The organism is Agrobacterium tumefaciens, assembly GCA_025559845.1.
Lineage (GTDB): Bacteria > Pseudomonadota > Alphaproteobacteria > Rhizobiales > Rhizobiaceae > Agrobacterium.
The window spans coordinates 3,168,525-3,181,954 of the sequence record CP048469.1 but is presented as its reverse complement, the minus strand read 5'-3'; the positions used below and the strand labels follow the sequence as shown (position 1 = coordinate 3,181,954).

10 protein-coding genes are annotated in these 13,430 nt (G+C 57.8%); 6 read left to right on the top strand and 4 right to left on the bottom strand.

Translation table 11 applies throughout. The features are described 5' to 3' along the window. Window positions 1-6: 6 nt before the first annotated feature. Entirely contained in the window at window positions 7-525 is a 519-nt protein-coding gene (locus tag FY156_15720; protein UXS03172.1) for a hypothetical protein, read from the bottom strand. Between the two features lie 76 nt (window positions 526-601). On the opposite strand from FY156_15720, the gene FY156_15715 reads away from it, so the two are divergent. Then, a complete protein-coding gene (locus FY156_15715) occupies window positions 602-1,237 on the top strand; it encodes a trimeric intracellular cation channel family protein (GenBank protein UXS02815.1) in 636 nt (211 codons plus the stop codon). A gap of 56 nt (window positions 1,238-1,293) precedes the next feature. On the opposite strand, the gene FY156_15710 is transcribed toward FY156_15715, so the two are convergent. Continuing rightward, window positions 1,294-1,713 carry a transcriptional repressor gene (locus tag FY156_15710; protein ID UXS02814.1) on the bottom strand — a complete coding sequence of 140 codons (420 nt, stop codon included), beginning with the start codon at window positions 1,711-1,713 and terminating at the stop codon, window positions 1,294-1,296. A gap of 305 nt (window positions 1,714-2,018) precedes the next feature. Here FY156_15710 and fabA point away from each other — a divergent pair, with 305 nt between their 5' ends. The 5 genes from fabA to FY156_15685 all read left to right on the top strand — a co-directional run bounded on the left by fabA (window position 2,019) and on the right by FY156_15685 (window position 6,034). Next, the gene (fabA, locus tag FY156_15705; GenBank protein UXS02813.1) at window positions 2,019-2,534 is read left to right on the top strand and encodes a 3-hydroxyacyl-[acyl-carrier-protein] dehydratase FabA; all 516 of its coding nucleotides are present in this window, start codon (window positions 2,019-2,021) and stop codon (window positions 2,532-2,534) included. A gap of 77 nt (window positions 2,535-2,611) precedes the next feature. Continuing rightward, the gene (fabB, locus tag FY156_15700) at window positions 2,612-3,835 is read left to right on the top strand and encodes a beta-ketoacyl-ACP synthase I (GenBank protein ID UXS02812.1); all 1,224 of its coding nucleotides are present in this window, start codon (window positions 2,612-2,614) and stop codon (window positions 3,833-3,835) included. A gap of 6 nt (window positions 3,836-3,841) precedes the next feature. After that, window positions 3,842-4,648, top strand: coding sequence for an enoyl-ACP reductase FabI (gene fabI, locus FY156_15695; protein ID UXS02811.1), 807 nt, complete (start codon window positions 3,842-3,844; stop codon window positions 4,646-4,648). Window positions 4,649-4,850: 202 nt separating this feature from the next. Then, window positions 4,851-5,447, top strand: coding sequence for a pilus assembly protein (locus FY156_15690; protein UXS02810.1), 597 nt, complete (start codon window positions 4,851-4,853; stop codon window positions 5,445-5,447). After that, window positions 5,444-6,034: a pilus assembly protein gene (locus FY156_15685; GenBank protein ID UXS02809.1), complete on the top strand. Its 591-nt coding sequence runs from the start codon at window positions 5,444-5,446 to the stop codon at window positions 6,032-6,034. Before FY156_15690 ends, FY156_15685 begins: the two co-directional genes overlap by 4 nt. 33 nt (window positions 6,035-6,067) lie before the next feature. On the opposite strand, the gene FY156_15680 is transcribed toward FY156_15685, so the two are convergent. Both FY156_15680 and FY156_15675 read right to left on the bottom strand, forming a co-directional pair. Next, window positions 6,068-7,834, bottom strand: a complete 1,767-nt coding sequence (locus FY156_15680; GenBank protein ID UXS02808.1) for a sulfite reductase subunit alpha — start codon at window positions 7,832-7,834, stop codon at window positions 6,068-6,070. Further along, the gene (locus FY156_15675; protein ID UXS02807.1) at window positions 7,831-13,335 is read right to left on the bottom strand and encodes a glutamate synthase large subunit; all 5,505 of its coding nucleotides are present in this window, start codon (window positions 13,333-13,335) and stop codon (window positions 7,831-7,833) included. The genes FY156_15680 and FY156_15675 overlap by 4 nt, the downstream gene beginning before the upstream one ends. Window positions 13,336-13,430: the final 95 nt, after the last annotated feature.

The following is a 13,430-nucleotide window of genomic DNA, read 5'->3' as shown; positions in this document are numbered from 1 at the left end:
AAGATGTTACTTCCGTGAGATGGTAACGAACTTCGTTCCCCGTACCCGGACGGTCATGAGGCAGGGCTCCTTGTCGGTACGCTCGCAATAACGCGGATGCATTTTGAAAGCGAAGACCATGTTGCCGAAGCGCTTGACGAATTCGTAGTCATAGATCCGCGCTGTTGCGATCATCAGATATCCGCCCTCCTTCACCTGAACATAGAAGTTGTAGGGGCAACCATCCTCATCACAACTCTTGCCCTGCTCTCCATCACAACCCAGCACACCGTGATTGACGACAGCATCCATCAAGCCATCATTGTTGATGTCGAGTCTTGTGACGAACCCCTCCCCGTATGTCGCTGCCTTGCAGGTCTGGTTGAAGTGGTCTTTCTCGTAAATTTCGGGATCGCTGACGAGTTGCTGCTGCGCCGACAATGTGGCCGGAAACATGAATAGAACCAGTGCGTGAAGGGCTGCGACAATGGTTTTCCGCACGGCATTTTCCTTTGCATTCGTTTCGGCTATGGATGTTGCAATCATCCGGTCGGCGACCTTAAAGAGCTGTGCTTGCGCGACACTGACGCGATGACGCTTTGTTTTTCGGGGGAACCATTTCATGACACTTCTCGGTTTTCTCGATTACGCCGGGGTTGCGGTCTTTGCCGCCACGGGTGCACTTGCGGCGTCCCGCAAACAGCTCGACCTTATCGGCTTTCTGTTCTTTGCCGCAGCGACGGGTATCGGTGGCGGAACGGTTCGCGACCTCGTACTGGGGCGAGCGCCGGTTTTCTGGGTGGTCAACCCGACTTATATCCTGGTGTGCGTATCGATCGCAGTGCTGGTGTTTTTCACCGCGCATCTTCTTGAGTCACGCTATAAGCTGCTGCTCTGGCTCGATGCCGTCGGCTTGTCCGCCTATAGCGTCATGGGTGCCGCGAAGGGGTTGGCAGCAACGGGATCGGCAACCGTCGCGATCGTCACCGGCGTTTTGACGGCAACATTCGGTGGCGTTCTTCGCGATATTCTGGCGGGGGAGCCATCGGCCCTGCTGCGTCCCGAGGTCTATGTCAGCTGCGCCCTTGCGGGATCGTCAATTTTCACAGCAGCCTATTTTCTCGACGCACCACTCTACCTCGCATCCGGCCTCGGCCTGTTGGTAGCCTTCGGCATTCGTTCAGGCGCCCTGATTTTCGGATGGACCTTCCCACCGTACAAAACCCGGCCCGGAAGACGGCCGGAAGATATTCTTTAATAAAAGCCCCACCCAAACAAAAAAGGCGCCCGAAGGCGCCGTATTGCTTGTCTTGCTTAGCCGCGTTTGCGGCGCAGGCGGATAATCACGTCCACATGCGCGATTTCCATACCATCGGGCGCTTCGGGAAGATTGTCGATCTGGATGTTGTTGATGGGAATATCGAGAACCTCGTTTTCCCCTTCAACAAAAAAGTGGTGGTGATCGGACACGTTGGTATCGAAATAGGTTCGCGCGCCTTCTACCGCCAGAACCCGGATGAGGCCGGCTTCGGTGAACTGGTGCAGCGTGTTGTAGACCGTAGCCAATGACACGGGAACGCCGGCACAGACCGCCTCATCGTGCAATTCCTCGACGGTCAGGTGGCGATCACCCTTCGCGAAGAGAAGATCGCCCAAAGCCACGCGTTGCCGCGTCGGGCGCAACCCACAGCGCCGCAGCCTCGTTCCGATGTCCAATGTCGCGTCAAATGCCATGCAATCCCATTCCAAACGTGGGGTTAAAACCCGGACAATTACACTAGCATATATCTTTTGCGCCCGTTGCTTTCAATAGTTTCAAAGCTTCGTAAGCGCGGCAAATGGCTGCAAACAGGGCATATTTGCAAATTTCCTCTGGTTCCGCCCTTACGCTTCCTGTATGCGGGCGCCATGTAAAGGCGGTCTTTAGCGACAAGTCATCAGGAACCAGAGTGGGTCGTTGCCCTTGCAGCGCTTCAATTTGAACCTAACTTGCTCTACAGAAGTCGATCAACACCAGTATACGGGGAAACGGAAACACCATGGCAACGAGGCAATCGAGCTACAACTACGAGGAAATCCTGGCGTGCGGTCGCGGCGAACTGTTCGGCCCCGGCAATGCACAGCTTCCTCTGCCTCCCATGCTGATGGTTCACCGCATTACCGAAATTTCCGAAACCGGCGGCGCATTCGACAAAGGTTACATCCGTGCTGAATACGACGTGCGCGAAGATGATTGGTATTTCCCCTGCCACTTCCAGGGAAACCCGATCATGCCCGGCTGCCTTGGCCTTGACGGCATGTGGCAGCTAACCGGCTTCTTCCTCGGCTGGCTGGGTGAAGAAGGCCGCGGCATGGCGCTTTCCACCGGTGAGGTGAAGTTCAAAGGCATGGTGCGCCCGCACACCAAGCTTCTGCAATACGGCATCGACTTCAAGCGCGTCATGCGCGGACGCCTTGTCCTCGGCACCGCTGATGGCTGGCTGAAGGCCGATGGCGAAACCATTTATCAGGCGACGGACCTTCGTGTAGGTTTGTCGAAGGAAAAGACCGCCTGAGACTGACAACGCCTGCCCCGGCACATGCCCGGGCTGCGTTCCCCGTCCAGCCGAAATCTTAAGAAAAGGTCCCTTTCATGAGACGAGTTGTTGTCACCGGCCTCGGTATTGTTTCCTCTATCGGCGGTGATGCCGCTGAAGTCACCGCATCGCTGCGCGACGCCAAATCCGGCATCTCCTTCTCCCCTGATTTTGCCGAGCACGGCTTCAAGTGCCAGGTGTGGGGCAAACCGTCTCTCGATCCGACCGATCTGGTTGATCGCCGCGCAATGCGCTTCCTCTCCCAGGGTGGAGCGTGGAACCACGTTGCAATGAAGCAGGCGATCGCCGATTCTGGTCTGGAAGAAAGCGACATCAGCGGCAACGAGCGCACCGGTATCATCATGGGATCGGGCGGCCCGTCCACCCGTACGATCGTTGAAGCCGCCGACATTACACTGAAGAACACCAGCCCGAAGCGCATCGGCCCGTTCGCCGTTCCGAAAGCCATGTCTTCTACGGCTTCGGCAACGCTTGCGACCTGGTTCAAGATCCACGGTGTCAACTATTCGATCTCGTCGGCCTGCTCGACCTCGGCGCACTGCATCGGAAACGCTGCCGAAATGATCCAGTGGGGCAAGCAGGACATCATGTTTGCCGGCGGCCACGAAGATCTCGACTGGTCCATGTCGAACCTGTTCGACGCCATGGGCGCCATGTCCTCGAAGTACAATGACACGCCGGCGACCGCCTCGCGTGCCTATGACGCCAACCGTGACGGTTTCGTTATCGCCGGTGGCGCTGGTGTTCTCGTTCTGGAAGAGCTGGAGCATGCCAAGGCGCGTGGCGCCAAGATCTATGCTGAAATCGTTGGCTATGGCGCAACGTCTGACGGCTACGACATGGTTGCTCCGTCAGGCGAAGGCGCAATCCGCTGCATGCGCCAGGCGCTCTCCACCGTGAAGGGCGATGTCGACTACATCAATACGCACGGCACCTCCACGCCGGTCGGCGATAGCAAGGAAATCGGTGCTATCCGCGAAGTCTTCGGTGACAAGATCCCGCACATCCAGTCCACCAAGTCGCTGACGGGTCACTCGCTCGGCGCAGCGGGCGTGCAGGAATCCATCTATGGTCTCCTGATGATGCAGGAACGCTTCATCGGCGAGAGCGCGCACATTTCCGAACTCGACGCGGAATTCGCGGGCGTTCCGATCGTTCGCAGCCGCATCGACAACGCCAAGATCGACACGATCCTTTCCAACTCCTTCGGCTTCGGCGGAACCAACGCTACGCTCGTATTCCAGCGTTATAACGGATAATTGCCCATGAATGGCATCATGCAGGGAAAACGCGGCCTCATCATGGGCGTCGCAAACAACCATTCTATTGCCTGGGGCATTTCCAAGGCTCTCGCCGCCCAAGGCGCAGAACTGGCCTTCACCTATCAGGGGGAGGCTCTCGGAAAGCGCGTCAAGCCACTCGCTGCCGAACTGGGTTCTGATTTCATCGTTCCTTGTGATGTCGAAGATATCGCTTCGGTCGACGCGCTTTTTGCGGCGATCCGCGAAAAATGGGGTTCGCTCGATTTTGTCGTTCATGCCATCGGCTTTTCCGACAAGAACGAGCTGAAGGGCCTCTACGCCGATACCACGCGCGAGAACTTTAGCCGCACCATGGTCATTTCCTGTTTCTCGTTTACGGAAATCGCCAAGCGCGCCGCTGAGCTGATGACCAATGGCGGCTCGATGCTGACGCTGACCTATAACGGTTCGCAGCGTGTCATCCCGAACTACAACGTCATGGGTGTTGCCAAGGCAGCGCTTGAAGCGTCCGTTCGTTATCTCGCAGCCGACTTCGGTCCACGCGACATTCGCGTCAACGCAATCTCGGCAGGTCCGGTTCGTACACTGGCAGGCGCGGGCATTTCCGACGCACGCGCCATCTATTCATGGAACCAGAAAAACGCCCCGCTACGGCGGACGGCCGATATCGACGATATTGGCGGATCGGCGCTTTATCTGCTCTCTGGCCTGTCACGCGGTGTAACCGGCGAGTGCCACTATGTCGATTGCGGCTTCAACATCACGTCTACACCGACGCTCGAAGTTTTGTCGAAGGCTGACGCTGAATAACAGCACATTCTTCAAATCTAATATAGCAAAGCCCGGCCATGTGCCGGGCTTTATGCTTTTCATAACCATAGTAACAACGATGAACCCCGGTTAAACTGCAACTTTTCGAGGTAAGACAATTTAAACATCGGCTGGTTATGGTCTGTAATGAATTTGAGTAGCGCGGGTGTTTGCCGCATTTCATGAAGATCGACATCGCCCCATGCGACTGGCCCCTCTCACAGCATTGCTGAGAAAACTCCGTGTTTCGCGCGATGGAGCCGCGGCGATCGAGTTCGCGATCCTTGCGATCCCCTATTTTCTCGTTGTCTTCGCGATCATCGAAACCTTCATTGCATTGATGGCCGAACAGGTCATCGTCAATGCTACAGACACGATGGCAAGGCGCCTGCGCACCGGTCAGATCAGCAGCACCATTACCAAAGAGGATTTCCGCCAGAGTTTCTGCAAGGAAATTTCGATCATGATGACCTGTTCCGCAGACGAGATCAAACAGGAGCAGAAGCTCTATATCGATCTGCGGTCGTTCGCGACATTCAAGGATATTCCGACCACCATTGCGCTCAAAGCCAATGGTCAATATTACGATCTCGACAAAAGCCAATTCGGCTTCAAGCCAGGCGGCCCGGAAACAATCAACATGCTGCGGGTCTATTATCGCTGGCGTGTCGTGGCCGATATCATCCGCCCCTATCTGACGAAGGTCCGGCCCGCCGACGGCTCGATGCCATCGCATTTCCTGATTGTGGCGACGGACGCCTACATGAATGAAAAATACATCACGAGTGGCAGCCCATGATCCGTCGCAAGGTGTCTCTCCCCACCCTGAGGAAATTTCGGCTTCCGGCAGTCTTCGCCCGATTTGCGCGAGACAGACGCGGAGTTGGTGCGGTCGAGTTCGCGATCATTTTCCCGATCCTCGTTGCCCTTTACCTCACATCCTTCGAGCTGACACTTGGCTATAGCGCCTACAAACGCGCGAGCCATGCGACTGCGACAATCAATGATCTGGTTTCAAAGAAGAGTTCCGTCGACAAAGCCTATCTTCAAACAACGAAGGACGTCACGGCAGCGATCTTCGCGCCATACAGCACCAGCGGACTGAAGCTGAAGATCAGCGGCATCAAGATCGACGATAAAAGCCAGGCCAAAATCGCCTGGTCCTGGGATCAGGACAACCTGGCCCCCTATGCGAAGGGTTCAAGCGTTACAGTGCCCAAGGGGCTTGTGGCAGCGAACACCTTCCTGGTTCACGTCGAGTTTTCGCTGCCACACAATCTGCTGATGTTCATGTCGAGCCTGTCCTCGAGCGTCCAGGCATTTACCATCAAGCGGGAATATTTCTTCAAACAACGCGATCAGGAAATCACCTGCTCGGACTGCTGAGGCAGTTGCCTGCCTCGGAACACCCCCCCCCCCTCAGTAGACGTCTCGCAGATATCGTTTTTCCCGTTTCAGGCGATTGACATAGTCACCCGCGGCTTCCGCAGAGATCCCTGCCTCGCTGGCAACGATCGCATGCAGGGCATCATCGACGTCACGCGCCATGCGCGTTGCATCGCCGCAGACATAAAAATGCCCACCCTCTTCCAGCCATTGATAGAGCGCCTTGCCATTTTCCTTCATGCGGGTCTGGACGTAGATCTTTTCCGCCTGGTCGCGGGAAAATGCGAGATCAAGGCGTGTCAGCACGCCCGCCCTGCTCATGTCACCGAGTTCGTCTTCATAGATGAAATCCGCCTGGCGGTGCTGGTCGCCGAAGAACAGCCAGTTGCGGCCCTTCGCGCCGCGTGCCTGGCGCTCCTGAAGGAAAGCGCGGAAAGGCGCAATTCCGGTGCCGGGACCAATCATGATCATCGGCGCATCGTCGTTTTGTGGAACGCGAAATGCCTTGTTCTGCGACACGAAAATACCGGCGTTCTGGTCGGCTGCCACACGATCCGCCAGATAGGTTGAGCAGACACCACCGCGATCACGCCCCTCGGCGCGATAGCGCACGCTTGCGACGGTCAGATGAACGCTGTTTCCAGCCATCAAGGGGCTCGACGATATGGAATAGGCACGGTGCTGCAGTGGCTTCAGAAGCTTTATAAACTCCTCCACTTCGAAAAGCTGCTTGTCGCCAAGCGAGATCAGATCAAGAATATCCTTGCTCCAGAGAAACGCCGCAAGTTGCTCGCGGTCACCATTCAGAAGGATATGATTCAGTTCCTCGTGGCCTGAACGTTTCGCAACCTCCGTGACGAAATCACGGGAAGGCGTCGAGATCTCGAGCGTCTTGAGAAGAAGGTCTCCAACCGGCTGGTCAAATCCTGCGACAACGGTATCGGCTGTGGCGCCAAGCTTTTCTACCAGGGCTTCGACCAGCTTCGGATTGTTGACGGGCACCACACCCAGCGCATCACCCGCCTCGTACTGAAGTCCGCTCTCACCCAGATCAAATTCGTAGTGGCGAATGTCCTTGGACGAAGACGTGCCGGAGAGATTGCGGTTAACGCTCAGGCATGCCGAATAGGGGTTCTTGCGATTCCAGCCCTGTTTTGCCTTTTCAGGCGCGTCCGCTGCTGGTTCCACGGCAACGGAGACTGCACCACCTTCAATGGCAACGGCCAGTGGCAGAGTTTCGCCGATCCAGCCTGCGGCCGCATCCTCGAAATCGATATCGCAATCGAGGCGGGTCTGCATGCGCTTGCCGCCCAATTGTTCCAGCCGCGTGTCGATGAGCTTGCCCGCCTGGCAGAAGCCATCGTAGCCAGTATCGCCGAGGGCCAGAACCGCGAAGTTCATGCCTTCCAGACGCGGTGCAGCATCGGCCGACAGCGCATCCCAGAAAAGTTGCGCATTGTCCGGCATCTCGCCTTCACCATAGGTAGAGGTTACGACGATGACCCGCTTCATGGTTGCGAAGGTCTCCATCGTCACATCGTCGAGACCGGCGACCACAGGCTGCATGCCCTGTTTCCGCGCCGCTGCAGCAATATCCATCGCCAGGGCTTCGGCATTGCCGGTTTGTGTTCCGAACAGCACGTTCAGAACAGCTTGAGCAGCCTTTGGTGCAGCGGCGGAAACCGCGGCGTCCCCACTCAACGCAGTACGCGAATGCAGACCGGCCAGAAAGCCGGCAAGCCATGCGCGCTGATCGCCATTGAACGGGGCATCTTCGGGGATATAGGGTATTTTCATCACGCTGCCCTGTTCTGGCTGGATGCGGTTGCAAGGTCGGGAATGGCACGGGCGGCGAAGAGTTCTTCGTAGCCTGGCAGGCGCCCGATCTTTTCGATGTTTTTCCTGTTCTGCTGAATGATCCAGCCGTAGGTGCCGGGGCTATCCACGGACCAGATATTCCGGCGTGCTAAGGCCTGCTTGTAATCGTCCAGCCGCTTGGCAGCGATCATCACGGCAAGCTGCTCATCGGTGTGATCCGAAAGAGCGTCTCGGGCATACTTCAACAACCGCTGCATCAGCGCGTAGTCTTCGGTAAGGATCAGATTGCGTACGGCCTTCTCAATGGCAGGATCAGATGGGCCGCTGGCCATCGGTACGCGCTGCATGGCAATGGCCTGCGCCATGCTCAAGACCGTGTAGTTGTTGAGAAGCGCAAACATGTCTTCCGTGTCGGTTTCGCCATAGCCCGGAACACTCCCGTTCAGGACTGCTTTGCGATCACGGTAGGCCAGCTTGAACTTGCGTACCTGATGAGCAGCAAGCGCCGTCGCCAGCTCTTCCAGCAACTCCTTGCGTGGCTTTGCTTTCAGAATTTCGTCGCTGTCCTGATAAAGAAGAAGCGCACGAGGCATGCCATAGACGAAATTGTGCTTTTCGCTTTCCCAGTTTTCCAGCAACCATGCTGCCTTGGCAGAACCGGTTTCCGCCACATGCCAGGTCAAAAGGCGGTAGACAGCCTGATGATGGATGGCAGCCTGTTCGTCATCACCGGTGATCGATCCCAGCAGAATGGAATCGTGGCTGACCTTCTTTGGAAGATCACCATACGGGTCGTACTGATAGACGAAACCACCGCTCATGCCGTTGCCGAAACCCTTGCCAAAACTTCCAAGGTTCAGCACCGCGCCATTGGTCATGTATTCGCAGGCGAAATCGCCGACGCCCTCGACAACAGCCGTCGCGCCCGAGTTACGAACAGCAAAACGGTCACCCGCCTGCCCTTCGACAAAGGTACGGCCGCCGGTCGCGCCAAAGAGCGCAAAATTGCCGACCAGCACGTTGCCGCCTGCCTCTTCAGACCCGCCGCCCGGTGAGCGCACCACAATGGTTCCGCCGCAAGCGCTCTTGCCCACGCCGTCATTGCAGGTGCCGGTGTGCACCATCACCATGCCGTCATTGCAAAATGCGCCGAACGACTGACCGGCAGATCCCGATGTGTCGATCCGAACCGAACCGGCCTCCAGGAACCGACGACCGCGCGCGTCCTGGCGGACAGAAGGCAAACCGGCGACCTGCTCTTCTGTCAGTTCATGGTTGAGCAGCCGTTCGATATCGATGGCAAGCTGGCCACCGACGCTCTTGTTGCAGTTGTTGAGGAAACGGTTGCCACCAAGCTCGATGGTTTCGCGCTTGCTGTCGATCAGCGCAGAACGCACCAGTTCGACAAACGCGTCATCGAGCGCAAAGTCCTTTTCCATGTAGACCGGCTCATCGATCATCACCTCATCGACCACAGTCAGCATGGCGCGCAGATCGAGCTGCCCGACGCTGGCGGGGTGATCGAGAAGGTGCAAGAGGTCCGAGCGGCCACGGGCTTCCCGCAGCGACGGCAAGCCAAGTGCCGAGAGAATCTCGCGCGTTTCATGGGCAATGTTCATCAGATATTGCGCCAGAGCACGCGGGTCGCCGTTAAAAGCTTCCTGGTTTGTGGTCAGTCCTGCCGGGCACTTGATGTTGCAGTTCTTGGCCATGACGCATTTCAGCATCATCAGCGCTGTGGTGCCGAACTCGAAGCTGTCACCACCGAGCAGAGCCGACTTCACCACATCGCTTGCCGTCTGATGCGCGCCGGAGCAACGCAGCAGGACCTTGGCGCGCAGACCGTTGGCGCAAAGAGCCTGATGGACTTCGGCAATGCCGATTTCCGCAGCACGGCCCGTATATTTGAGGCTGGTCACGGCCGCAGCGCCCGTACCACCGGTGTTACCGGCGACGTTGATGACATCAGCGCCAGCCTTCGCCACACCCACCGCAATCGTGCCGATACCTTCCGAGGATACTAGCTTGACGATGACGCGAACACGCGCCGCCTTGGCATCGTGAATGAGTTGAGCCAGGTCCTCGATCGAATAGGTGTCGTGGTGCGGCGGTGGCGACACCAGCTCGACCCCCGGCGTGCCGCCACGTGCAGCAGCGATCTCCACAGTCACCTTGGGCGATGGCAGCTGGCCGCCCTCACCCGGCTTGGCGCCCTGGCCGATCTTGATTTCGATTTCTTCCAGCATCGGATCGGCAAGATAGCCGGCCCAGACACCAAAGCGGCCAGAGGCAAACTGCTTGATGCGCGAGGCACGAATGGTGCCATAGCGGGAGATGTGCTCGCCGCCCTCACCCGAGTTTGACATGCCGCCGACCATATTGGTGCCGTGCGCCACTGCCTCGTGCGCGGCAGCGACCAGCGCACCATGACTCATGGCGCCCGAAGCGAGTGTCGCCGTGATCTCGCTTGCCTTCTGCACGGAACCAAGCGGAATGCTGTCCGGCGCAGTTCGGATGAGCGACAGGTAGGCGAGCGCCTCACCCTTTGCCTGTACGGCAAGGGCACCGCTTTCCAGCCAATGACCGGAAATGTCCTGGCCGAAACGGTCAACCAGCGACTGTCCGAGAGCGGCAAGCCGCGCCAGATTATGACCCTGCGTACCGGTCAGTTGCAGACGGAACGTATCGTCATTGATACGATCGGACAGCAGGCCCCGGACCATGAAGCTATTATTGCCACGTCGTGAGAACCGCCCCATTTCACGACGAAACTCTTCGGCCGAACCTGCGAAGGTCACATCGGCCGGCAACTCCAGAACGTCGCGCAAGGCGGCGGGGCGGCGTGCTCTTTCTTCCATCATCATGCGGGCGAAGGCACGGTATCCAGGCGTGACTTCGAATTTGTCGATCGCCTCAGGGGTCAGCCGGTCGAAGCTGTTGTGGTAATAGGCAGCGTCGTTCAGGCCAAAGGCATCTTCCAGCCGGTTGAGTGGCAGAAGACGCAGCATGTCTTCATTGTCGGTTCCGTTGTCAAAACCGATCTTTTCTTCCGTCATGTCAACGAAACCACGAACGGCAGTGGTGCCGTATGAGTGACCCGCACCTTCGGCACGCTCCTTGAAGAGACCGAGAAGCGGGATATCGTTTTCACTCTTCACCGTCAGCGCCTTTTTGTGCCAGTCGGCAACGGCCTGTGCGATAACAGCGAAATTAACACCGCCAACAGGCGTCTTGACGTTGGGGAAATAGCGCTTCAGCACCGGGTCTTCGGTATCCAGGAAGTTTGGCTCGAAGAATTCGCCACCGATGTAACTTTCCGCCGTGCAAAGTCCGACCTTTCCCATTGTTTTCATCAGAGACTTTTCCGCCGCCTTGGCGAAACGCTTGAATGCTTTGTCGGCCTCCCCGCCAAACTTTTCCTCGGCGCGGAACTGCACGCCGAGCGGATAGACGGCGGAAGCACCGAAGCCGAGGGCTGCAGCGATGTGATGCGATGACGAAAACTGACCGCTCTCGACAATCAGCGAGACGCGTAGACGCAAACCTTCCTCGATCAGCTTCTGATTGATGGCCGAAACGACCATGATCATTGGCAGGGCCGCACGGTCTGCCGCTACATGGCGGTCGGTCACGACAGCGATACCACCTTCTGCTGCAGCAAAACCCGCAATCTCGTTGCAGAGACTGTCAATCGCCTGCTTCAGCGCGGCTTCATTCGCCCGCGCTTCGGTGAAGACCGGCGTATAAAGCATTTCGAAACGCCGAACCGGCGTTTCTTCCTGTTCACGAATACGCAGCATGTCGAGGTGCGTCAGGATCGGAGAACGGACGACGATCTGGCGTGCTGTCTTTGCACCGCTGTTCGGCTTGGCGCCCAGCGCGACGCGCAGCGTCATGCCATCCGCCTCACGTATGCTGTCGAGCGGTGGATTGGTCACCTGCGCAAAGCGTTGCGAGAAATACTTGGCGACCCCGCCCTCCTGGTCGGACAGCGCATTGATGGCATTGCCGTAGCCCATCGCCGAAATCTTTTCAGCGCCGGAAGCCAGCATCGGGTCCATCAGGAACTTGAAGCTTTCCTGATTGTGGGAATAGGCGACGTAACGCTGGTGGCGCTCCAGATCACCATTATAACGCAGCGGCGAACCCTGCTTTTCTGCGGCAACTTCCGGCAATTCCTCGAGCATCACACGCGCCTGCCGCAGCAAGGACGTGTAGTCCCGACGAGAGGCCAGCATCTCGAGCGCTTCCACCGTCGACCAGGCACGACCCTCGGCATGATCATAATAGAGCATGCCGCCCGCCTCGATACGGCCACGACGGATAACACTTTCCGCAGGGAACGCGATCTGACCTGCTTCGGACATCACACAGAGGTAATCCTCCGTCTCCACCGTACGGAGCGGCCGCAAACCAAGACGGTCAAGGCGGGCGCCGATGATAGTGCCATCACCAAAGATCAGCGCTGCCGGACCATCGTTCTTTTCTTCATAAAGCGAGAAATACTCCAGCATCGCTTTGACGGCGGACGAGAGGGTCTCGTCGTTCTCCCAGGCTGGTGGCATCATCGAGACAACAGCCGTCACGAGATCGAGGCCATCTTCCATGACGCGGGCCTGCAAGGTCTGGTCAAGACGGCAGCTATCAGACTGGCCCTTCGGCCGGATGATGCTGGCATTGCGCGCCAGAGCGACTGCCGCTTCCGAAAGCCGGTTCTTCTTGTCGGTGTTCAGCTCACCGTTATGCGCCATCAACCGGAAAGGCTGAGCCATGGAAGGGTGTGGGTCGGTGTTGGTAGAGAAGCGCGTATGGAAATACATCGTATGCACTTCGTGGCGCGGGTCCACCAGGTCACAGAAATAGGGCATGACCTCATTGGAGTTGAGGCGCCCCTTGAAAACCTGCGTGCGAGCGCTCAGCGACAGCGGGTAAAAACCTGCTAGCTCCGGCACCGTGTAGGCGACCGCTTCGATCGCCAGCAACGCCTTGTGGATGCGCCAATCGAACTCGCCGAGGCTTTTACAGTCTGCCGGCGCCGAAAACACCCATTGGCGGATAGGCAATTGATAACGCACTGCGGCGGGGCGGATCGCCGAATTGTCGACGGGAACATCGCGGACCAGCAACACGGAAAAGCCCTGTTCGGCCAATGCGTCACCGATGATGCCGATGGCACGCTCATGAAATGCCGGGTTTTGCGGCAGGAAGAAGTTGCCGACACCAAAGCGACCTGCAGCAAGCGTCTGATTGCCCGTCAGCGTCCGAAAGAAGGAAAGAGACAGATCCACCGAGATGCCGGCGCCGTCCCCCACACCTTCCGCCGACATGCCGCCGCGATGCGGAACCGCACAGAGCGCTTCATGTCCACGCTTGAGGACGTCATGCGTTTGAACTGCATCCTTGCGCGTAATGAAACCAACGCCACAGCTGCTTTTTTCAAAAGCTGCATCGTAAAGGCCGGTGCTCTGCTCAGTCGTTGTCACGGACGTCTCCTCTCGTTGCGCATTCCTCTGCGTCGTCGCCCTTTTCCCCCAAAAGCGCGGCTGACACAGCCATCCACTCTGCGGGCGGAGCCGCA

What these genes read in the sequence shown, in the direction of transcription:
- fabA (UXS02813.1), top strand. Translation starts at nt 2,019, where the DNA reads ATGGCAACGAGGCAATCGAGCTACAACTACGAGGAAATCCTGGCGTGC.
- FY156_15690 (UXS02810.1), top strand. Translation starts at nt 4,851, where the DNA reads ATGCGACTGGCCCCTCTCACAGCATTGCTGAGAAAACTCCGTGTTTCG.
- FY156_15720 (UXS03172.1), bottom strand. Translation starts at nt 525, where the DNA reads ATGATTGCAACATCCATAGCCGAAACGAATGCAAAGGAAAATGCCGTG.
- FY156_15685 (UXS02809.1), top strand. Translation starts at nt 5,444, where the DNA reads ATGATCCGTCGCAAGGTGTCTCTCCCCACCCTGAGGAAATTTCGGCTT.
- fabI (UXS02811.1), top strand. Translation starts at nt 3,842, where the DNA reads ATGAATGGCATCATGCAGGGAAAACGCGGCCTCATCATGGGCGTCGCA.
- FY156_15710 (UXS02814.1), bottom strand. Translation starts at nt 1,713, where the DNA reads ATGGCATTTGACGCGACATTGGACATCGGAACGAGGCTGCGGCGCTGT.
- fabB (UXS02812.1), top strand. Translation starts at nt 2,612, where the DNA reads ATGAGACGAGTTGTTGTCACCGGCCTCGGTATTGTTTCCTCTATCGGC.
- FY156_15715 (UXS02815.1), top strand. Translation starts at nt 602, where the DNA reads ATGACACTTCTCGGTTTTCTCGATTACGCCGGGGTTGCGGTCTTTGCC.